Annotated in this window: 17 protein-coding genes; 4 read left to right on the forward strand and 13 right to left on the reverse strand. The window is 65.7% G+C overall.

The features are described from left to right. Positions 1-136: 136 nt before the first annotated feature. From hflX to dusB, 7 genes are all read right to left on the reverse strand, one after another. Positions 137-1,519, reverse strand: a complete 1,383-nt coding sequence (gene hflX, locus ACZBJS_RS14435) for a GTPase HflX (RefSeq protein ID WP_229191859.1) — start codon at positions 1,517-1,519, stop codon at positions 137-139. Positions 1,520-1,530: 11 nt separating this feature from the next. After that, on the reverse strand, positions 1,531-1,779 hold the full coding sequence (gene hfq, locus ACZBJS_RS14440; protein WP_006020546.1) for an RNA chaperone Hfq: 249 nt from the start codon (positions 1,777-1,779) through the stop codon (positions 1,531-1,533). A 374-nt stretch (positions 1,780-2,153) separates the two neighbouring features. Beyond that, on the reverse strand, positions 2,154-3,524 hold the full coding sequence (gene ntrX, locus ACZBJS_RS14445; protein WP_028331957.1) for a nitrogen assimilation response regulator NtrX: 1,371 nt from the start codon (positions 3,522-3,524) through the stop codon (positions 2,154-2,156). Positions 3,525-3,541: 17 nt separating this feature from the next. Beyond that, positions 3,542-6,028, reverse strand: coding sequence for a sensor histidine kinase NtrY-like (locus ACZBJS_RS14450; protein ID WP_057016578.1), 2,487 nt, complete (start codon positions 6,026-6,028; stop codon positions 3,542-3,544). Positions 6,029-6,216: 188 nt separating this feature from the next. Continuing rightward, positions 6,217-7,659 carry a nitrogen regulation protein NR(I) gene (ntrC, locus tag ACZBJS_RS14455; RefSeq protein ID WP_463438842.1) on the reverse strand — a complete coding sequence of 481 codons (1,443 nt, stop codon included), beginning with the start codon at positions 7,657-7,659 and terminating at the stop codon, positions 6,217-6,219. A gap of 9 nt (positions 7,660-7,668) precedes the next feature. After that, entirely contained in the window at positions 7,669-8,844 is a 1,176-nt protein-coding gene (locus ACZBJS_RS14460) for a two-component system sensor histidine kinase NtrB (RefSeq protein WP_026192783.1), read from the reverse strand. Further along, on the reverse strand, positions 8,841-9,794 hold the full coding sequence (gene dusB / locus ACZBJS_RS14465; protein WP_233475472.1) for a tRNA dihydrouridine synthase DusB: 954 nt from the start codon (positions 9,792-9,794) through the stop codon (positions 8,841-8,843). Before dusB ends, ACZBJS_RS14460 begins: the two co-directional genes overlap by 4 nt. A 333-nt stretch (positions 9,795-10,127) precedes the next feature. Here dusB and ACZBJS_RS14470 point away from each other — a divergent pair, with 333 nt between their 5' ends. From ACZBJS_RS14470 to ACZBJS_RS14480, 3 genes are all read left to right on the forward strand, one after another. After that, a complete protein-coding gene (locus tag ACZBJS_RS14470; RefSeq protein ID WP_316394311.1) occupies positions 10,128-11,339 on the forward strand; it encodes a bifunctional 2-C-methyl-D-erythritol 4-phosphate cytidylyltransferase/2-C-methyl-D-erythritol 2,4-cyclodiphosphate synthase in 1,212 nt (403 codons plus the stop codon). Position 11,340: 1 nt separating this feature from the next. Next, positions 11,341-11,940 (forward strand): CinA family protein, encoded by a 600-nt coding sequence (locus ACZBJS_RS14475; protein WP_316394310.1) that lies wholly within the window; start codon positions 11,341-11,343, stop codon positions 11,938-11,940. Positions 11,941-12,105: 165 nt separating this feature from the next. Continuing rightward, a complete protein-coding gene (locus ACZBJS_RS14480; RefSeq protein WP_168856409.1) occupies positions 12,106-12,501 on the forward strand; it encodes a BA14K family protein in 396 nt (131 codons plus the stop codon). 85 nt (positions 12,502-12,586) lie between these two features. On the opposite strand, the gene ACZBJS_RS14485 is transcribed toward ACZBJS_RS14480, so the two are convergent. The 3 genes from ACZBJS_RS14485 to lipA all read right to left on the reverse strand — a co-directional run bounded on the left by ACZBJS_RS14485 (position 12,587) and on the right by lipA (position 14,643). Next, positions 12,587-13,054 carry a type II toxin-antitoxin system RatA family toxin gene (locus ACZBJS_RS14485; RefSeq protein WP_076828775.1) on the reverse strand — a complete coding sequence of 156 codons (468 nt, stop codon included), beginning with the start codon at positions 13,052-13,054 and terminating at the stop codon, positions 12,587-12,589. Next, positions 13,054-13,593 (reverse strand): P-loop NTPase family protein, encoded by a 540-nt coding sequence (locus ACZBJS_RS14490; RefSeq protein WP_253623861.1) that lies wholly within the window; start codon positions 13,591-13,593, stop codon positions 13,054-13,056. Before ACZBJS_RS14490 ends, ACZBJS_RS14485 begins: the two co-directional genes overlap by 1 nt. Positions 13,594-13,683: 90 nt before the next feature. Next, on the reverse strand, positions 13,684-14,643 hold the full coding sequence (gene lipA, locus ACZBJS_RS14495; RefSeq protein WP_316394306.1) for a lipoyl synthase: 960 nt from the start codon (positions 14,641-14,643) through the stop codon (positions 13,684-13,686). A gap of 165 nt (positions 14,644-14,808) precedes the next feature. On the opposite strand from lipA, the gene ACZBJS_RS14500 reads away from it, so the two are divergent. Then, a complete protein-coding gene (locus ACZBJS_RS14500) occupies positions 14,809-15,414 on the forward strand; it encodes a DNA-3-methyladenine glycosylase (RefSeq protein ID WP_076828770.1) in 606 nt (201 codons plus the stop codon). A gap of 18 nt (positions 15,415-15,432) precedes the next feature. On the opposite strand, the gene ACZBJS_RS14505 is transcribed toward ACZBJS_RS14500, so the two are convergent. From ACZBJS_RS14505 to ACZBJS_RS14515, 3 genes are all read right to left on the reverse strand, one after another. After that, on the reverse strand, positions 15,433-18,300 hold the full coding sequence (locus ACZBJS_RS14505) for a valine--tRNA ligase (RefSeq protein ID WP_463438843.1): 2,868 nt from the start codon (positions 18,298-18,300) through the stop codon (positions 15,433-15,435). Between the two features lie 192 nt (positions 18,301-18,492). Further along, positions 18,493-19,230, reverse strand: coding sequence for a PopZ family protein (locus tag ACZBJS_RS14510; protein ID WP_168856413.1), 738 nt, complete (start codon positions 19,228-19,230; stop codon positions 18,493-18,495). Positions 19,231-19,563: 333 nt separating this feature from the next. Next, on the reverse strand, positions 19,564-20,967 hold the full coding sequence (locus ACZBJS_RS14515) for a TolC family outer membrane protein (protein ID WP_050385334.1): 1,404 nt from the start codon (positions 20,965-20,967) through the stop codon (positions 19,564-19,566). Between the last annotated feature and the right edge of the window lie 194 nt (positions 20,968-21,161).

A 21,161-nucleotide genomic window follows, 5' to 3' on the forward strand; every position in this document is an offset into this window, starting at 1 on the left:
GTTCTGCAGCGCAATGAACCAAGGCGGCGCGGATTTCAAACAGAAAGTGCGACGCCGCGTCGCAGGCGCATCGGCGCCCTGCAACGTCACGGCATCGTCATATTTCGGAAGATTGCAGGGCCCGTCTTCGACGGGCTTACGCCTCGTGGGGGACGGCGGCGAACCGGCTCATCACGATGTCGCGCTTGGTCTCGTCGACGCGCACCGTCATGTCGAAACGCTCGCCATGCAGCTCCTTGTTCAGGACCTCGGCATTGCGGTGCAGCCAGCTGATGCCGGCGCCATCGGAGGCGTCGATCGAGAGATTGAGCGTCGAGCGCTTGGCCGCGAGGCGATCCTCGATTGCGGCGAGCAGCGCATCGATCCCCTCGCCTGTTGCGGCCGAAACCAGGAAGCATGGCCGCTCCGGCGGACGGCGCGCGGCGATATTGCGCAAATTGTCCCGCTCCTCGGGATCGAAGCGGTCGATCTTGTTCCAGACCTCGATGATGCGCTGGCCACCGTCGGCATCGGGATCGATGCCGAGCTGGCGCAACACCGCCTCGACGTCGCGCTCCTGCGCCTCCGCGTCCTCATGGGAGATGTCGCGGACATGCAGGATGATGTCGGCTTCCAGCACCTCTTCCAGCGTGGCGCGGAACGCGGCCACCAGCTGGGTCGGCAAATTGGAGATGAAGCCGACCGTGTCCGACAGCATCGCCTTGCCGCCATGCGGCAGGTTGAGCGCGCGCAGGGTCGGGTCGAGCGTCGCAAACAGCATGTCCGCGGCCTGCACGTCGGCGCGGGTCAGGCGGTTGAACAGCGTCGATTTGCCGGCATTGGTGTAGCCGACCAGCGCCACCACGCGATACGGCACGCGCTGGCGGCCGGCCCGATGCAGCCGCCGCGTCGCCTGCACCTTCTTCAACTCGCCTTCGAGCTTGGTGATGCGCTCGCTGATCAGGCGGCGGTCGGCCTCGATCTGGGTTTCGCCGGGGCCGCCCATGAAGCCGAAGCCGCCACGCTGGCGCTCGAGATGGGTCCAGGACCGCACCAGACGGCTGCGCTGATAGTTGAGATGGGCGAGCTCGACCTGCAGCGCGCCTTCCTTGGTCTTGGCGCGGCGGCCGAAGATTTCCAGGATCAGGCCGGTGCGGTCGAGCACCTTGGTGCTCCAGGCCTTCTCGAGATTGCGCTGCTGGATCGGCGACAGCGCGCAATCCATCACCACGAGCTCGACCTGGTTGCTGGCGACGAGGCCGTTGATCTCCTCGACCTTGCCCTTGCCGAGGTAGGTTGCGGGCCGGATCTGGCTGATCGGCGCGATCACGGAGTCCACCACCGTGAGGTCGATCGCACCAGCGAGGCCGGCGGCTTCCTCGATCCGCGCTTCATAGTCGCGGACAGACGAATCTGTTTGCGCATCGCCGTCGCCACGGCGCGTGCGCAGGTACGGGCCGATGACGATCACCCGCCCGGTGCTGCCGTCCCCCGCCGACCGTGCGCGGTCGGCGCCCCCTTCACGATTGAAGGGTTCCAATCAGTTCACTCTCAAGCCGGTGCGTCCTCACCACCTTCGAACAACTGAATCGGAGCTCCGGGCATGATGGTCGAGATCGCGTGCTTGTAGACCAGCTGCGAGTGACCATCGCGCCGCAGCAGCAAGCAGAAATTGTCGAACCATGTGACAATGCCCTGCAGCTTTACTCCGTTGACCAGAAATATCGTCAGTGGCGTCTTGGTTTTACGAACGTGATTAAGGAAGGTGTCTTGTAGATTTTGTGCGCGGTCTGCCGCCATTGTTTTTGTCCCGCAAGCTTGTGCTTCTTTTTATTGAACCGGTTGTTGCTCTCTGACGGAGCCTCCTCCGGCTGCCCACCTGCCACGAGATCCCCCTCCGGCAGGCATAGCGGTAGGATTAGAGGCTACGCGCGGTTTTTAGGCAAGCCAGTTCGCGGTGCAGTCGGTAGGAACACGGTGGCAATTCTAAGAAAGTGCGGGGAAAGAGACGAATATTCTCGTGGAGCGTGGATAAATCCCCGGTTGTACCGGCCCCGCCCTCGCCCCGCCGATCGATCCAAACCGCCCCGAGAGCCGCCTGTCGGCTCCCCGGCGGGTGACCGCCGGGGCTTCGCTTCGAGCCGCCAGCGGACTGCCGGCCTGCCGCGCCGGGGTCAGCCGACCCCGAGCGCCTTCAGCTTGCGATGCAGCGCTGAGCGCTCCATGCCGACGAACTCCGCGGTGCGCGAGATATTGCCGGAGAAGCGGCTGATCTGGGCGATCAGATAGTCGCGCTCGAACACCTCGCGCGCCTCGCGCAACGGCAGGCCCATGATGTGCTCGCCATTGTTGGAGGTCGGCATCGCCGGCACCATCGAGCCGACGTCCTGCGGCAGCATGTCGGCGGTGATGATCGCCTCCGGCCCGCCGCCGGCCAGGATCATCACGCGCTCGACATTGTTGCGGAGCTGGCGGACGTTGCCCGGCCAGACGTGCGACTGCAGGACCGCCATCGCGTCCTGCCCGATCTGCCGCTTCGGCAGGCCGGTGGCGGCCGAGATCTGGTCCATGAAATAGTCGATCAGCTCGGGGATGTCCTCGCGTCGCTCCGACAGCGGCGGCACCCGGATCGGCACCACCGAGAGGCGATGATAGAGGTCCTCGCGGAAGCGGCCTGCGGCGATCTCCTCCTCGAGATTGCGCGCGGTCGAGGAGATGATGCGGACGTCGACATGGACTTTGCCGGTGCCGCCCTGGCGCTGGAAGGTCTGATCGACCAGCACGCGCAGAATCTTGTTCTGGGTCTCGCGCGGCATGTCCGCGATCTCGTCGATGAACAGCGTGCCGCCATGCGCCTCCTCGAGCGCGCCGGCCTTGCGCTGCTGCTCGCCGTTCGATCCCTCGATGCCGAACAGCTCGATCTCCATGCGCTCCGGCGTGATCGCGGCCGCATTGATCACCACGAACGGCCCCTCGGCGCGCCCGGAGGCATGGTGCAGCGTGCGCGCGGCAAGCTCCTTGCCGGCGCCGGAGGGACCGACGATCAGGATGCGGCTGTTGGCCTTGGCGGCGCGGTCGATGGTCTGGCGCAGCTGGTTCATGCAGGCCGAGCGGCCGGTCAGGACGCTCGCCGCCGGAGCCAGCTGCTTGAGCTCCTTCACCTCGCGCTTGAGCCGCGAGGTTTCCAGCGCCCGGGTCGCGACCAGGATCAGCCGGTCCGACTTGAACGGCTTCTCGATGAAGTCGTAGGCACCGCGCTTGATCGCGGCGACCGCGGTCTCGATGTTGCCGTGGCCCGAGATCATCACGACGGGCAGATCGGCATTGTCCTTCTTGATCTGCTCGAGCAGCTGCAGGCCGTCGAGCTTGGAGCCCTGCAGCCAGATGTCGAGGAAGACCAGATTGGGCCGGCGATTGGCGATCTCGGCGAGCGCCGAGTCGCTGTCGCGCGCGGTGCGCGTGGAAAAGCCCTCATCGTCCAGAATACCCGCAACGAGGTCGCGAATGTCAGCTTCGTCGTCGACAATCAGAATGTCACTTGCCATGGGTTACACCTGCCTTGTCAGTCGCTCGTCGCGGCTTTGAATTTTGGCTTTTGCGCATTTGGCTCTTGATTGTTTGGCCCCTGATCAGCGGGATCTCGGATAGGTTCTTGGATTGGTTCTTGGGTCGGTTCTTGGATTTTTGGTTCATTGTTGGTCGCTTGTGCCGGGCCGTTGGTCGGCTCCTCCGGCGGATTTTTTTCACTTTCCGGTTCGGCCTTGTCCGGTTTGACGTCCGGTTTTTGGTCCTTGCTTTCGGGCTTGTTCTCCGGCTTGGCCGCGTGTCCCGTGACGGCAAAGCGCAGCCGCATCCAGGCACCGCGCTGGCCGTCGCGGAAATCGGAGGCATCCTTGAGCTCGATGCGGCCGCCATGGTCCTCCAGAACGCGGCCGACGATCGCCAGGCCGAGGCCGGTGCCCTTCGCCCGGGTCGTGACATAGGGCTCGAGCAGGCGCGCGCGGGCGACCTTGGGCAGGCCGATGCCGTTGTCGACCACGTCGATCAGGATGTCGTCGTTCTCGCGCTGCGCCACGACGTCGATGCGGCCCTTGCCGAGTTCCTCGCGCGGCACCTGCTCGATCGCCTCGGTGGCGTTCTTGATGATGTTGGTCAGCGCCTGCGAGATCAGCCGGCGGTCGAACTGCGCGGGCAGCGGCGACTGCTTGATGTCGGCCTCGATGTCGAGATCGGGATGCGCGACCTTCATCAGGAACACCGCCTGGCGCACCACGTCGGCGACGTCCTCCCCTTCCATCACCGGCTTCGGCATCCGCGCAAAGCGCGAGAACTCGTCGACCATCCGCCTGATGTCGTCGACCTGGCGCACGATGGTATCGGTGCACTGCTCAAAGATCGACTTGTCCTTCTCCTCGGTGATGGTCTTGCCGAACTTGCGGCGGATGCGCTCGGCGGAGAGCTGGATCGGGGTCAGCGGGTTCTTGATCTCGTGGGCGATGCGGCGGGCGACGTCGCCCCAGGCCGAGGTGCGCTGCGCCGACACCAGCTCGGTGATGTCGTCGAGTGTGATGATGTAGCTGTCGCGCGACTGGCTGGTCTGCTCGGCCGAGACGCGGACCGACAGATTGCGCTCATGGCCGTCGCGCAGGATCGTGACCTGCCCCTGCACCAGGCGCTGCGTTCCCTCGCGCGCGGTTTTCATCATCTCGTCGAGCTCGGGCAGCACGTCCGAGAGCGGATGGCCGAGCGTCTCCGATTCGGCGTGCCCGATCAGCTTCTCCGCCGAGCGGTTGAGGACGCCGATGGTGCCTGAGGCGTCGACCCCGATGATGCCGGCAGAGGCCGACGACAGCACCGCTTCGATGAAACGGCGGCGGCTGTCGATGGTCTCGCTGGCGTCGACCAGCTCGTTGCGCTGGGTGCGCAGCTCCTGGGTCATCTTGTTGAAGATTTCGCCGAGCAGCGCGAGGTCGCTTTCCGACTTGTTGACCGGCACCTGGACATTGAGATTGCCGGTCGAGACCTCGCTCGCCGCACCCATCAGCTGGCGAATCGGCGACACCAGCCCGTTGGCGAAGTTCAGCCCGATCAGCACCGAGGCCATCAGGATGGTCAGCGCGATCACCGCGAACATCAGCGCGAACGCGACCTGGATGCCGAGCCTGCGGGTCTCGAGCTGGGCATATTCGGCCGCGCTGGTCTGGGTCTGCTTGAGCTGGGCAACCACCGCCGGATCGAGCAGCCGCGCCACATACAGGAACATGTCGTCATAGGCCCGCAGGCGGACCACGGAGGCGACGTAGTTTTCCGGAAAGACCGAGATCTTCGGCTCGGTCTCGTTGATGTCCTTCAGGATGTCGGGCGGCGGCGCCTCGTAGTTCAGGCGAACGCCGGTCTCGGCGCTGGCGACGATCTTGCCGTCCTTGTCCATCAGCACCGCGACCGGAAGATTGCGCGACTCGGCGCCGGCCGTCATCAGCTGCAGGAACGTCATGCGATCCTGGTCGTAGAGCGGCCGGGCATGGGCGAGGTCATTGGCCATCGCCAGCGTGTCGCCGTTGATGAGCTGGGCGTGCTCCTGCATGTAGGCACTGGCGATGGTCAGCGAATTCTGGATCACCTGCTTGGTGGGACCCGAGAACAGCCGGTCGAGGCCGCGCTCGATGGTGACGTTGGCGACGATCGACACCAGCACGGCGGGCAGCACCGCGATCACCGAGAACAGGCCGACAATCTGCACATGCAGCCGCGCCGCGGCCCGGCCGCGCCGCCTCGCCTGCACCATCTGCCAGACTTCCCGGACGATGATGCCGACCAGCAGCAGGATGGTGCCGGCATTGATCATCAGGAAGGAGCGGACCACCTCGGACGTGGGCTCGATCGGGGTCAGCCCGGTCAGCACCACGAAGGTCAGGAAGGCGGACAGCAGCGCGATGGCCACGGCAAACGGCGCCAGCCAGCGCCGCAGCGGGAAGCCCCGCGCCTCTGCATTGGGCTGCTCGGCCGACGGGGCGCGTAATGTTGAAGCGGTGGTCTCTGCGCTGGTCATACCGGCAATTGAGCTGAGAGCGATCGCCCGCGGGAATTGCGAACTGATGCAATCATATCACAATGTTGCCGAATTGCGACATTTCCGCGGCGCAAACCCCTGGTGCGGCGCCGTGTCCCCAAAACCATTTGTGACTACTCAATACGGTAGCGAGCTTGAAGCGAGGCTTGCGCCCCGCCCTGGCAGCCCTAGCCGCCGCTCCGGTAGACTTGGATGTCGAGGTCGCGGATCTTCTTGCGTAGCGTATTGCGGTTCAACCCGAGCAGGTCGGCGGCCCGGATCTGGTTGCCGCGGGTCGCCGCCAGCGCGGCGGTCAGCAGCGGGATCTCGATCTCCTTGAGGATACGGTGGTAGAGGCCCGGCGGCGGCACGCCGTTCGGGAAGCCGGAGAAGTGCGAGGACAGATAGGCCTCGACCGCGCCGCCGAGATTGTCGACGCCGACGGTCGCCGTGCTGCCCGAGGTGACCGCGGGCGGCGCCAGCTCGCCGTCGATGACGGAAGACGTGATGACGTCCTGCGGATAGAGGGCGGCGAGCCGCCGCGCGAGGTTTTCCAGCTCGCGGACGTTGCCCGGCCAGCGGTGCTGCTTGAGCCGCTCGAGTGCCTGGGCGTCGAGCTTCTTCGGCGGCAGGCCGTCCTTCTCGGCGAGCGAGAAGAAGTGTCTGATCAGGTCGGGCAGATCCTCGATGCGCTCGCGCAGCGGCGGCAGCCGCAGCGGCACCACGTTGAGGCGGAAGAACAGGTCCTCGCGGAACAGGCCCTGCTGGATCAGGATGCGCAGGTCCTTGTTGGAGGCGGCGACGATGCGGACGTCGGTCTTGATCGGGGTGCGGCCGCCGACCGTGGTGTACTCGCCCTGCTGCAGCACGCGGAGCAGCCGGGTCTGCGCCTCCATCGGCATGTCGCCGATCTCGTCGAGGAACAGCGTGCCGCCCTCGGCCTGCTCGAAGCGGCCGGAGGCGCGGGTGTTGGCGCCGGTGAAGGCGCCGCGCTCATGGCCGAACAGCTCCGATTCGATCAGGTCGCGCGGGATCGCCGCCATGTTGACCGCGACGAACGGGCCGTTGCGGCGCCGTCCGTAGTCGTGCAGCGCGCGCGCGACCAGCTCCTTGCCGGTGCCCGATTCGCCCGAGATCATCACGGTGAGGTCGGTCTGCATCAGCCGCGCCAGCAAGCGGTAGATTTCCTGCATCGCCGGCGAACGGCCGACCAGCGGGATCGAGTCGAACTCGCCGTCATCGGCGGGACTGGAGACCCGCTCCTTCGGCTCGGCCAGCGCGCGGCCGACGATGGTGATCAGCTCCTTCAGGTCGAATGGCTTCGGCAGATATTCGTAGGCGCCGCGCTCGGAGGCGCGGATCGCGGTCATGAAGGTGTTCTGCGCGCTCATCACGATGACAGGCAAATTCGGCCGCATCTTCTTGATCCGCGGCAAGAGATCGAATGCGTTCTCGTCGGGCATCACCACGTCGGTGATGACGAGATCGCCCTCGCCCTGGCTGACCCAGCGCCACAGCGTGGCGGCGTTGCCGGTGAGGCGAACCTCATAGCCGGCGCGCGACAGCGCCTGGTTCAGGACGGTCCGGATGGCGGTGTCGTCGTCAGCGACAAGTATGCTACCTGCAGGCATTGGTGTTCCTCATCGTGCATCCTGAGAGGCAGGCGAGGACGTACCCGGAACGTCATCGCGGTTGCTTTGGTCAAGTTGCTTGGCGGCGCTGTACATCGGCATCAGCACGCGGAAAGTGGTTTTGCGCGGCTGCGACTCGCATTCGATGATGCCGCCGTGATCGCCGACGATCTTGGCGACCAGCGCGAGGCCGAGCCCGCTGCCGGTCTGCTTGGTGGTGACGAAGGGATCGAACAGGTTCGGCAGCAGGTCTTCCGGCACGCCAGAGCCGTTGTCCTTGACGCAGAATTCCAGCGGCAGCGAGACCCGCGATTTCTTGCCGGGCACCGACAGCCGCACGCCTGGCCGGAACGCAGTGGTGAGCTGGATCTCAGCATCGGTGCCGAGATCGGCCACCGCTTCGGCCGCGTTCTTCACGAGGTTGAGGAACACCTGGATCAGCTGGTCCTGGTTGGCCAGCACCGGCGGCAACGACGGATCGTAGTCCTCGATGAAGCGGACATTGCGGGCAAAGCCGGACTGCGCCAGGCGCTTCACATGATCGAGCACGGAATGGATGTTGACCGGACCGCGCGCCACCGGGCGGTCGTCGCCGAACACCTCCATGCGGTCGACCAGCGTCACGATGCGGTCCGCCTCGTCGCAGATCAGTCGTGTCAGCAGCCGGTCCTCGGAGGACGCCTGCTGCTCCAAAAGCTGCGCCGCGCCGCGGATGCCCGACAGCGGGTTCTTGATCTCGTGGGCGAGCATCGCCGCCAGCGCGATCACCGAGCGCGCCGCGCTGCGGTGGGTGAGCTGCCGATCCATCTTGTCGGCGATGGTGCGCTCCTGCAGCATCACCACGATATGCCCGGGCCGCTCGGTCAGCGGCGCGACGTGCAGATCGACCTGGCGATCGCCGCCGATCCGCGGCGTGCCGAGATCGACCTTGTATTCGTTGACCGGCGAGCCGCTCGTCCGCACCTGCTCGATCAGCGCCAGCAGCGGGCTGCCGAACGGCACCAGTTCCTTCAGCGATTGCCGGCGCAGGAACTGGGTCGATATCTCGAAGAATGATTCGGCTGCGATATTGGCGTCGACGATCCGCCCGTCGGGTGCGACCAGCAGCACCGGATTGGGCAGCGCATTGAGGATGGCCTCCCCGTCAGTCGGCACCGGCCGGCGGAATTCCATGGCTGACGTCATGCGGCAGCACTCCAGGCAAAATCGTCGTAGGCGTCGGCGAGCGAGCGATGCACGCTGGACGGCTCTTCCGCGGTCAGGATCGCCTGCCGCCAGGTCTTCAAGGTCGCGGCCGGCGCGCAGCTATAGGCCGCAGCAGCCTCCAGCGCCCAGCCCAGATGCTTGCGTGCATGCTTGAGCCCGATGCGCAGGCCATAGTGGCTGCAAACCTCGTCATAGAGCGCGCGAACGTGCTTGAGCTGCTCGGCGAGCGACGGCGCGGCCTCGGCGATCCCGGTCTCGAGGCGACGGCCGATCTGTCCCGGCAGCCAGGGCTGCCCCTGCGCGCCGCGGCCGATCATGACGGCGTCGGCGCCCGACATCTCGAGCGCACTGACGGCCTTGTCGAACGAGGTGATATCGCCGTTGACCACGACCGGGACGGTGACGGCGTCCTTGACCGCGCGCACCGCGTTCCAGTTCGCCTCGCCCTTGTAGAACTGGCAGCGGGTCCGGCCATGCACGGTGATCATCTGCACGCCGGCGGCCTCGGCGCGGCGCGCCAGTTCCGGTGCATTGAGCGAGCGATCATCCCAGCCGAGCCGCATCTTCAGCGTGACCGGCACCCTGACCGCCGACAGCGTCGCCTCGATCAGCGTGACCGCGTGGTCGAGGTCGCGCATCAGGGCCGAGCCGGACTGGCCCCCGGTCACGTGGCGGGCCGGACAGCCCATGTTGATGTCGATGACGTCGGCGCCGGCGCCTTCGGCGATCCGTGCGCCCTCCGCCATCCAGTGGGTCTCGCAGCCCGCCAGCTGGACCACATGCGGCCCGACCCCGGCTGCCTCGCAACGCAGCTTCGACATCGGCTTGCCGTTCACCAGATCGTTGCTGGCGGTCATCTCGGAGACCACCAGGCCGGCGCCCAAAGTGGCAGCGAGTCGCCGGAAGGGCGCATCGGTGATGCCGGACATGGGCGCGAGGAGAACCCGGTTGGCGACAGCAATATCGCCGATCTTCAATGGGTTACGAGGAGTACTTTGCACGCCGGTCACAGCCGTCTCGTCGTTCTGTCAGCCACGCCATTGCAGCTGACGTCGCCTATTCTGCGCACAATTCTTGTGCAGTCAAGGCTCATGCCTACGGTTTAGACATTCCTATCATCAGTGCAGGTGCACCGCAACAAAATCTGCTTTTCCCACAGTCATCGGCAAACGCTCTGTTTTTGCGCAGCGGTCATGCTAAGGGCTGTGCGCGGCGATCCTCGCCGTCCCCCTCATCCCCGATTCGTCTGTCACTGGTTCAAAATGCCGAAGCCTGAGCGTACCGCAGCCATCCTTGTCGCAGCCGGCCGTGGACTGCGCGCCGGCGCAGGCGGGCCGAAGCAATACCGGACGATCGGCGGACAGACGGTGATCTACCGCGCCATGGAGGCGTTCTCCGGACATCCGGACGTGTTTGCGGTGCAGCCTGTGGTCAATCCTGACGACACCGCGCTGTTCGATGAAGCCGTCGCAGGCCTCCGCCATCGGCCGCCGACGCCGGGCGGCGCGACCCGGCAGGCCTCGGTCCATGCCGGGCTCGAGGCGCTCGCAAGCGAAAAGCCGGACATCGTGCTGATCCACGATGCCGCGCGCCCCTTCGTCACATCAGCCGTGATCTCGCGCGCGATCGCCGCGGCCGGCCGGACCGGCGCTGCGATCCCCGTGATTCCCGTCACCGACACCATCAAGCTCACCGGCGATGCCGGCGACGTCGAGGCGACGCCGGAGCGCGCGCGCCTGCGGATCGCGCAGACGCCACAGGCTTTTCGTTTCGACGTAATATTGGAGGCGCATCGTCGCGCAGCGCGCGATGGCCGCTCCGATTTCACCGACGATGCGGCGCTTGCCGAGTGGGCGGGATTGACGGTTGCGACGTTTGAAGGTGATGCTGCCAACATGAAACTCACCACACCCGAGGACTTCGTGCGCGAGGAAGCGCGGCTCGCAAGCCAGCTCGGCGACATCAGAACCGGCACCGGCTACGACGTGCATGCCTTTGGCGACGGTGACCATGTCATGATCTGCGGCGTGCGCGTGCCGCACACGAAGGGATTCCTGGCCCATTCCGACGGCGATGTCGGGCTGCATGCGCTGGTCGACGCGATCCTCGGCGCGCTGGCCGACGGCGATATCGGCTCGCATTTCCCGCCGAGCGACGCCAAGTGGAAGGGCGCCTCCTCCGACCAGTTCCTGAAATACGCGGTCGAGCGCGTCACCGCGCGTGGCGGACGGATCGCCAATCTCGAGGTGACGCTGATCTGCGAGCGGCCGAAGATCGGGCCGTTGCGCGACACCATGCGGGCGAAGATCGCGGAGATCTCCGGCGTCCACGTCTCGCGCGTGGCGGTCAAGGCCACCACCAGCGAGCGGCTCGGCTTCACCGGCCGCGAGGAAGGCATCGCGGCAACCGCGAGCGCCACGGTCCGTCTCCCGTGGGATGATAAAGGCTGGGACGATAAAGGCCGGAGTGCCTGACATGGGCGACAGCGACGCTCGTGCCCTCTCCCGCTCGCTGCTCGACCTGTGCCGGATGCGCAAGCTGACCATCGCGACCGCCGAATCCTGCACCGGCGGCCTGGTCGCGGGTGCGCTCACCGACATCCCCGGCTCTTCCGACGTGATCGACCGCGGCTTCGTGACCTATTCGAACGAGGCCAAGCGGGTCATGCTCGGCGTCAAGGCGGCCACGCTCGAAACGTTCGGCGCGGTGAGCAAGGAAACCGCGACTGCGATGGCGATCGGCGCGCTGGAAAAGGCCGGCGTCGACCTTGCGGTCTCGATCACCGGCATCGCGGGCCCGGGCGGTGCGACACCGGGCAAGCCGGTCGGCCTGGTGCATTTCGCCGTCGCCGCGCGCGACGGCCGCATCATTCATCGTGAGCAGCGATTTGGCGCGATCGGCCGCAGCACGGTGCGGCAGCGCTCCGTGGTCGAAGCATTGCGCATGCTGATGGAGCTTGCGCGCCCGCCGCAGGCCGCCAAGCCGCGTCGCGAGGCGGCCAGCCGGTTGCGGCCAAGGGTGGCCCGGTCGCCGCGGAGCCACGCTGCGAAACGCCGCCGGCCGCCGCGCGGATAGGCCCAACAAGTCGCGCCACGGCCCGCCTTACACGGGCTTGTGTCAACTGCGGCCCGGTGACGCTTAGCTGAAATGGAACTTTGACGCGGCTTCGCCGCTTTATGTTGTTCCAACTCTGCTGTTTCGATTGTTCGTCCAACAGCAAAATCCCACAACAAGGAGAAAATGATGAAGTTGGGAACTTTGGTCGTGGCCGCCATCAGCGCTGGCGCCATGACGCTGTCGACTGTTGTGCCTTCGTCCGCCGCACCACTCGCTCCCGCGCGATTGCAGGATCAGCCTACCTCCGTCGAGCATGTGCAGTATCGTCACTGGCACGGTGGTCCGCGTTACGGCTATCGCGGCGGATACGGCTACCGCGGTGGTTACTATCGCGATCGCGGCAGTAACGGCGCGGCGATCATCGGCGGGCTGGCGGCCGGCGCGATCATCGGCGGCGCGATTGCGGCGAGCCAGGCCAAGGCCAACAACGACGCTTATTGCTCCCAGCGTTTCCGTACCTACGACCCCGCTTCGGGCACCTACATCGCATCCGGCGGCGTGCGGCGATCCTGCCCGTAAGTCGGCGAACGCTCTCCCGCACCATCCGTCGTGCCCGGCCTCGTGCGGGCATTTGCGTTCCAGAGATGTAGACGAGACGGCTTCGCTACGTCGACAGCTGCGGCTTGCCGTAGACCTGATCCGCGCGCTTCTCGAACGCCGCGGCAAAGCGCGAGAATGCGGCGTCGAACATCGAGCCCATCAGCATCGCCAGCATCCGGCTCTTGAATTCGTAGTTCAGGAAGAAGCCGACATCGCATTCGGTTTCTGACTTCGGCTCAAAACTCCAGCGATTCTCCAGATTGCTGAACGGGCCGCGCAGATATTCGACCAGGATATTCAGATTGGCCCGGTCGAGCGTCACCTTGCTGGTGAAGGTTTCCCGCACCAGCTTGAAGGACACCGTCATGTCCGCCACCACGACCTCGGTGCCGTCGTCCTTGGGCGTGCGCTGGCGGATCTTGAGCGACTGGCATAGCGGCACGAATTCGGGATAGCGCTCGACGTCGGCAACCAGATCGAACATTTGGGGTGCGGTGTGCCGGACCCGCCGCTTGCTTGAGAATCGTGGCATCAGTGGATACTCGCACGGTTTTGCCCGAGTGCGAGGCGCTTCAGATAATCATCCGCCTGCGCCCGATCGGTGAAACAGACCAGCGATTGATCGGGCCGCAAGCCGGCAAAATACTCGATCAGCTTCGGCCGCTGCTGCCGGCGATAGGTCCAGACGTAGCGGAAGAATTCGAGATCGATCTTCTCAGGGCAGCCTTCCGCCATCTCCGGGCGGACCTCGCCATAGCTCCCGGCTATCCGCCTGAAGATACCGAGCATACAGGTCGACCGCGGCAGGTCGAACCAGATGATCGTGTCGGAGAGCTCCCGGCGCAATTCCCCTGCACCATGCCTCATGTAGTTCCCATCCATGATCCAGCGCGGCTCCTGGGCTGCTTCGGTCACGCGGCGCTCGAATTCGTCCCTGCCCGACTCGACCCAGCCCGGTTTCCAGAACAGCGCATCGATCGACACGGTCGGAATCCCTGTCATCGCGGACAGCCGCCGCGCAAAGGTCGACTTGCCGGATCCCGACGATCCCATCACCAGAACGCGCTGCATTGGTCCAGTCCAAGATTCGGTCAAGGTTCGGTCAAGGCCCGATCAAGCAACGGCGCGTGACGGCGCCGGCCTACCGCCGTTTGCAAAAATCTAGCGGCCGCGGGCCGTGCGCGCCGCCTGCAGTTTGGCGAAATCCTCGCCGGCGTGATGCGACGAGCGCGTCAACGGGCTCGCCGACACCATCAAAAAGCCCTTGGTATAGGCGACGCGCTCGTAGCCTGCGAACTCGTCCGGCGTCACGTAGCGCATCACGGCGTGATGCTTGCGGGTCGGCTGCAAATACTGGCCGATGGTCAGGAAATCGACGTCGGCCGAGCGCAGATCGTCCATCACCTGCAGCACCTCGTGCCGCTCCTCGCCGAGTCCGACCATGATGCCTGATTTGGTAAAGATGGTCGGATCCATCTCCTTGACCCGCTGCAGCAGCCGGATGGAATGGAAATAGCGGGCGCCGGGACGGACCGTCAGATAGCGCGACGGCACGGTTTCCAGATTGTGGTTGAAGACGTCGGGCTTGGCCACGACCACGCGCTCCAGCGCGCCGTCCTTGCGCAGGAAGTCCGGTGTCAGGATCTCGATCGTGGTGCTCGGGCAGCGCGCGCGGATGGCGCGGATGGTCTCGGCAAAATGCTCGGCGCCGCCGTCGGCGAGATCGTCGCGGTCGACCGAAGTGACCACGACATGACTGAGCCCGAGCTTGGCGGTGGCCTCCGCGACGTATTCCGGCTCGCTCGCCTCGAGCGCGCCGGGCATGCCGGTCTTGACGTTGCAGAACGCGCAGGCGCGCGTGCAGGTGTCGCCCATGATCATGAAGGTGGCGTGCTTCTTGTCCCAGCACTCACCGATATTGGGGCAGCCCGCCTCCTCGCACACCGTGACGAGGCCGTTCTCCTTCACGATCCGGCGCGTATCTGCATAGCCGCGCGTGTTCGGCGCACGAACCCGGATCCAGTCCGGCTTCGGCGGCGACACGGCATCCGGCCGGTTGACCTTTTCGGGGTGCCGCGGGCGGAGCTGAGTGATGGAGATGGTATCGACGATGGTGACCATGGATGCCTGCAAGTCGCGGGAGCATGATCCAGGCAGATCAATGCTCCGAACCAACGGCTTAGCTAATCGGTGTTGACGCGGCTCGCAACCCGCCCCGCGACCCTAGCAGACCTGCCCATATATTGGCAGTCTTGCGGCCCGTTCCATGCCGATTCCCACCTCAAAATGGCTCAAAAACCCCTACCCATCAGCGCGACCGCGCCGCGCCTCGGCAAGGCGCTGAAACGCTCCTTCTTCGATCGCAGCGTCCACGAGGTCGCCCCCGACCTGATCGGCGCGACCTTCCTGGTCGGCGGCGCCGGCGGCATCATCACCGAGGTCGAGGCCTATCATCACACCGACCCGGCGGCGCATTCCTACCGCGGGCCGACCCCGCGCAACCAGGTGATGTTCGGCCCGCCGGGCTTCTCCTACGTCTACCGCTCCTACGGCATCCATTGGTGCGTCAACTTCGTCTGCGAGGAAGCGGGCTCGGCCAGCGCCGTGCTGATCCGCGCGATCGAGCCGACCCATGGGCTCGCGGCGATGCGCCGGCGGCGCGGGCTGGAAGACGAGCGCGCGCTGTGCTCGGGGCCCGGCAAGCTCTGCGAGGCGCTCGGCATCACCATCGCGCACAGCGAATTGCCACTCGACCGCGCCCCGATCGCGCTCCATGCGCGGACCGAAGCCCCCGACATCATCACCGGGGTGCGGATCGGCATCACCAAGGCCGTCGACCTGCCTTGGCGCTACGGGCTGAAGGGATCAAAATTCCTCAGCAAGCGGTTTTGAGCACCACGGCGTTATCAGCTATGACGCCTTCTTCAACCGCTCGATCGCCTCGAGAATCTTGGCGCGGCGCTCCGCTGCTGCCGCGCGCTTTTCCTTCTCTTCCTCGACGAGCTCGTCCGGCGCGTTGGCGACGAACTTGTCGTTGGCGAGCTTGGCATCGACCCGCTTGATGTCGGCGTCGGCCTTGCCGAGCTCCTTCTCCAGCCGCGTGCGTTCGGCCGCGAGATCGATCACGCCCTTCAGCGGCAGCGCGACCGCCTCGCCGCGGACAAGGAGCTGCACCGCGCCTTCCGGCGGGTGATCGGCGAACGAGATATCCGACAATCGCGCGAGCCGCTTGATGGTGTCGTTCCAGCGCCGCGCGCGGTCCCGCGTCTCGTCGGAGGCGCCCGCGATCACCAGCGGCGTCAGTGTCGACGGCGGGATGTTCATTTCCGCCTTCACCGACCGCATCGCAGTGACGAGATCGACCACCCAGCCGATCTCGGCCTCGGCCGCGGGATCGCTGAACTCGTCGGCGTCGAGCGCGGCAATCACCGGCGGAATGATCGGATCGACCACCGGACCGGCGGTCGCGATCGCGGCCAGCTGCTCGCCGGTCACGCCCGACTTGCGCGGCCAGGACGCCAAGACCAACAGGCCGTCGCGCTGTGCGGTCACCGCCCACAGCTCCTCGGTGATGAAGGGCATGAACGGATGCAGCAGCTTGAGGATCTCGTCGCGGGTCCAGGCGATCATGGCGCGGGTCTCGGCCTTGGCCGCGCCCTCCTCGCCCATCAGCACGGGTTTCGCGAGCTCAAGATACCAGTCGCAGAACACGTTCCAGACGTAGCGGTAGATCGCGCCCGCGGCATCGTTGAAGCGATGATCCTCGATCGTCTCGGTCACCTCGCGGGTGACGCGCGAGGTTTCGTGCGCGATCCAGCGGTTCAACGTCTCCTTTGCGCCCTTCGGATCGAAACCGTCCGGCTTGACGCACTCGTTCATCTCGGCGAACCGACAGGCGTTCCAGAACTTGGTCGCGAAATTGCGGTTGGTCTCGACCAGATGCGGCGACAGGCGGATGTCATGGCCTTGGGCCGCCTCGCGGGTCAGCGCGAAGCGCAGCGCGTCGGCGCCGTATTCGTCGATCACGCCGAGCGGGTCGATGACGTTGCCCTTCGACTTCGACATCTTGGCGCCCTTCTCGTCGCGGACGAGGCGGTGGATGTAGACGGTCGAGAACGGCGCCTCCTTCATGAAATGGAGGCCCATCATCATCATGCGGGCGACCCAGAAGAAGATGATGTCGAAGCCGGTAACCAGCGTATTGGTCGGGTAGTAGCGCGCGACCTCCGGCGTGTCGTCCGGCCAGCCCAGCGTCGAGAACGGCCACAGGGCCGACGAGAACCAGGTGTCGAGCACGTCCTCGTCACGCGTGATGAAGCCCTCGCGCTTGGCGGGGTCGACCGCCATGTCGTGGCCCTGCTCCGGCGTGATGACTTCCTGCTCGACGTAATAGCCGAGCGCGTGGCCGACCGCCTCTTCCTCGGTCTCGGCGACGAACACCTTGCCGTCGGGTCCGTACCACGCCGGGATCTGATGGCCCCACCAGAGCTGGCGCGAGATGCACCAGGGCTGGATGTTCTCCATCCACTCGAAATAGGTCTTTTCCCAGTTCTTCGGCACGAACGTGGTTTCGCCGGAGCGCACCGCCGCGATCGCCGGCTGCGCCAGCGTCTTGGCGTCGACATACCACTGGTCGGTCAGATACGGCTCGATCACGACACCGGAGCGGTCGCCATGCGGCACCATGTGGGTGTTGGGCTCGATCCGCTCGAGGAAGCCGAACTCCTCCAGCCTTGCGACGATCTTCTTGCGCGCCGCGAAGCGCTCGATCTTGTCAAACTCGGCGGCGAACTCGTCGGCGCCGACAGGCAGGCCGCGCAGATAGTCCTCGTTGCCCACCAGGCTGAGGCTGCCTTCCTGGTCGAGCACGCTGATCTGCGGCAGGCCGTGACGCTTGCCGATCTCGAAGTCGTTGAAGTCGTGCGCAGGCGTCACCTTGACCGCGCCCGAGCCCTTCTCCGGATCGGAATAGTCGTCGGCGACGATCGGAATCCTGCGGCCGACCAGCGGCAGGATGACGTGCTGGCCGACCAGATCGGCGTAGCGCTCGTCGTCCGGATGCACCGCGACCGCGGTGTCGCCGAGCATCGTCTCGGGGCGCGTCGTCGCGACCACGATGAACGATTTCGGATCCTCGGGGCTGAAGCTGCGGCCCTCGATCGGGTAGCGCAGGTACCAGAGATGGCCCCTGACCTCGACCTGCTGCACTTCGAGATCGGAGATCGCGGTGAGCAGCTTCGGGTCCCAATTGACCAGGCGCTTGTCCTTGTAGATCAGGCCATCGCGGTGCAGCTCGACGAACACCTTGACGACGGCGCGCGACAGGCCCTCGTCCATGGTGAAGCGCTCGCGCGACCAGTCGCAGGAGGCGCCGAGACGCTTGAGCTGGTTGACGATGGTGCCGCCGCTCTCGGCCTTCCACTGCCAGACTCGCTCGAGGAACTTGGCGCGGCCCATGTCGCGCCGGCCCGGCTCCTGCCGTTCCATCAGCTGACGCTCGACCACCATCTGGGTGGCGATGCCGGCGTGATCAGTGCCGGGCTGCCACAGCACGTCGCGGCCGCGCATCCGCTCGAAGCGGCACAGGATGTCCTGCAGCGTATTGTTGAGCGCGTGGCCCATGTGCAGCGAGCCGGTCACGTTCGGCGGCGGGATCACAATGGTAAAAGGCGCGGCGTCCTTGCGTTCAGGCCGGCCGGCCTTGAACGCACCGCTCTCCTCCCAGATCCGGGCCATCCGGTGCTCGATATCGGCGGGCTGGTAGTTTTTCTCGATCATGACAATGCGCTGTGGACCATGGAAAGCGTTAGAAAGCCGCCGGAGCGCACCAAGTCAACCGGACCAGTACGTCAAATCGACGTTTAGGGCATTTGGGGAGCTGATTGAGGGCCGCCAGGCCCAACGGCGGGAGTCAGCCTCGCGCCGGTTGCGTTGCTAGCGCCCACGGCGGAGCTAGCGCCCGCGGCGGAGCTAGCGCCCGCGGGATACCCGCTCGATCTCGGCCTTGACGATCCGCTCGACCAGCCCGGGCAGATTGTCGTCCAGCCAGGACTTCAGCATCGGCCGCAGCATCTCCTTGACCAGATCCTCGAGCGTCCGCGCATTGTTGCTCAGCACGGTGTTGGCCAAAGAGTTGAAGGCCGACTCGACGGCCCGCATCGTGGTTCCCGAGATGATCTGCTGCATGGGCGCGGTCTCGATCGCCGGCGGCTCCCGGGCCGGTTCCGGCGCCCGGCTCCGCGCTTCCGTGAACTCGAGGTCGTCCTGCGGCTCGACCTTGCGGAACGACGGCGCGGCGGCCGGGTCCGGCAGCGCCATCTCGTCGGTGAGTTCGAACACGTCGGCTTCGGGCTGGGCCGCGGGCTGCGGCGACGGCCTGATCTCGGCTGCGGGCGTCGCCTCATCGAGGCTGGCGAGCAGCGAGTCGATATCGTCCTGACTGTTGCTGGCCGCCGGTGCCGGCGCCGCAGGCGGCGGTGATTTCGGCGCCGGCGCGGCGGCCTTCGCGGCCGGTGGCGCTGCGGACGGCGGGCTCTTCATCGCGGGCTTGGCTGCTGGTGCTGGCTCGACCTTCGGCGCCGGGGCTGCAGCGGCGGCCGCAGGCTTCTCGGCCGCGGCCGGCTTCGCCTCGTCGTCGGCAATGATGCGACGGATCGACGCCAGGATCTCCTCCATCGAGGGCTCTTGGACCTTCGCAGGTTGCGTCATCTCCGACTCCACATCGAAACGATTTTACATCAAGCCCGAGAGGATTCGCCGGTTCCGATGATGCGGGCGGAGTTTTGACTGCTCCCGCCCGACTTGTCCCCAGATCAAGCCCGCCCGAGGCTTTGTGCAAGCTTCGTGTCGCCCAATGCAGCGTGCTCACAGGGGGCGTCGCACCTGTCATCACGCTACGCCGGCGCGCCGCGAATCGCCTTGCTGCCCGACAAAACGGTATGTCAGGCCAATTATCGAATGCAAGCAAACGCGCCTGTTTGTGGTCCTGATTAACTCAGAACCACAAACATGACGCGATAAGCGATGACGATGCGAAGGTGTTTAGCGGCCGTCGGGCGTGCGTACGCCGGCCCAGTTGTCACGAACCTGCTGGTAATGCACGCTCGGATCGTAGACGTTGGTCGAAAGCCCGAGCACCTGCGGCGACAAGCGGCCAACCGCGCTCAGCACGTTATAGGACGCGACGACGCGGTCGTGCTGCGCGGTGACCAGCGCGTTGCGCGCGTTGACGAGCGCCTGCTGCGCGTTGAGCACGTCGAGCGTGGTGCGTTGACCGGCCTTGGCCTCTTCGCGCACGCCGTTCAGGGCGATCTCCGACGCAGTCACCTGCGCCTGTGCCGATGCCACCTGCGACTTGCCGGCGACCAGCTGGCCCCACGCGGTGACGACGTTGGCGCGCGCCTGATCGCGGGTCTGTTCGAGCACGAGGCGCTGCTGCGCCAGCGATTCCTTGGACTGGCGGATCAGCGAGTATTCCGCACCGCCCTGGTAGAGTGGCACCGACAGCTGGACCGCCGTTCCCGCGCTGAATGCGCGCTGGCTGATCAGGGTCTGTTCGTATTGCTGCTGCACCGACGTTTGCAGGTTGACCGACGGGAACAGCGCACCCTCGCTGACCTTGACCTGCAGGAAGTTGACGTCGACGCCGTACATCGCCGAGGTGACGTTCGGATTCTGGGTCAGGCTGAGATCGACGGCGGCCGCAAGCGTCGTCGGCAGGAAGCGGTCGACCGGCGAGCCCGGCGCGAGATTCTGCGGCTCGTTGCCGATGATGCGGCGGAAATTCGATCGCGTCGTCGTCAGGTTCGATTCGGCGGTGAGCTGCTGGGTTTTACCTGCCGCGAGCTGCGCTTCGGATTGCGCGACGTCGGTCCGCGTCACTTCGCCGACATTGAAGCGGTCCTGGGTCTGCTTCAGCGTCTGTTCCAGCACGCGCGTGTTGCTGCGCTGAACTTCGACGATGGCGGAGTCGCGGAGATAGTCCATGTAGATCGTAGCCGCGCTCAGGATCACGGTTTGCTCGAGCACACGCAGGCCCTCGCGCGCCGCCGAGACCTGGCTTTCGGCCGCGCGCACCCTGGGCGCGGTCTGCGCGTTGAACAGCGATTGGTTGACCGTGAGGCCTGCGCTGCGCGGCGCGTTGGCGCCATGGATTTGGGTGCGGACAAGATTGTTCGCGTCGCCGCCCTGTGTCGTCAGCGTATCGGTGTATTGGTACCCCGCGCTTGCCGTCAGTGCGACTTTCGGGCGGTAGCCCGACAGTGCCTGCGGAACGTTCTCATCAGTTGACCGCACCTGCGCGCGTTGCGCGTTCAGCTGGGGATTGTTTTGGTAGGACCGCACCAGCGCGGCCTCGATTGTATCGGCGAGTGCGGGCACAGGGCCCATCTCCGCCAACAGAAGGACGGCAGTCGCAGCCGCGGTGACAACCTTCACCCCACGCATCCCCGGAAATCCAATCATTGTAGTCGCCGTCTCCCACACGCAAATCAGTCCGGCGGTCGCTTCAGTCGAAGTGAGTCCCGCCTCACCTTAGTCCGCAGCTAGGGCCAACGGAACTACCCCGCAACGGAACACGGTCGAAACTCTTCACATGGGGCAAACGGGCCACACTTCTGATTCGGAACGGGATTTTATCA

Source organism: Bradyrhizobium sp. KZN70725 (assembly GCF_055264925.1).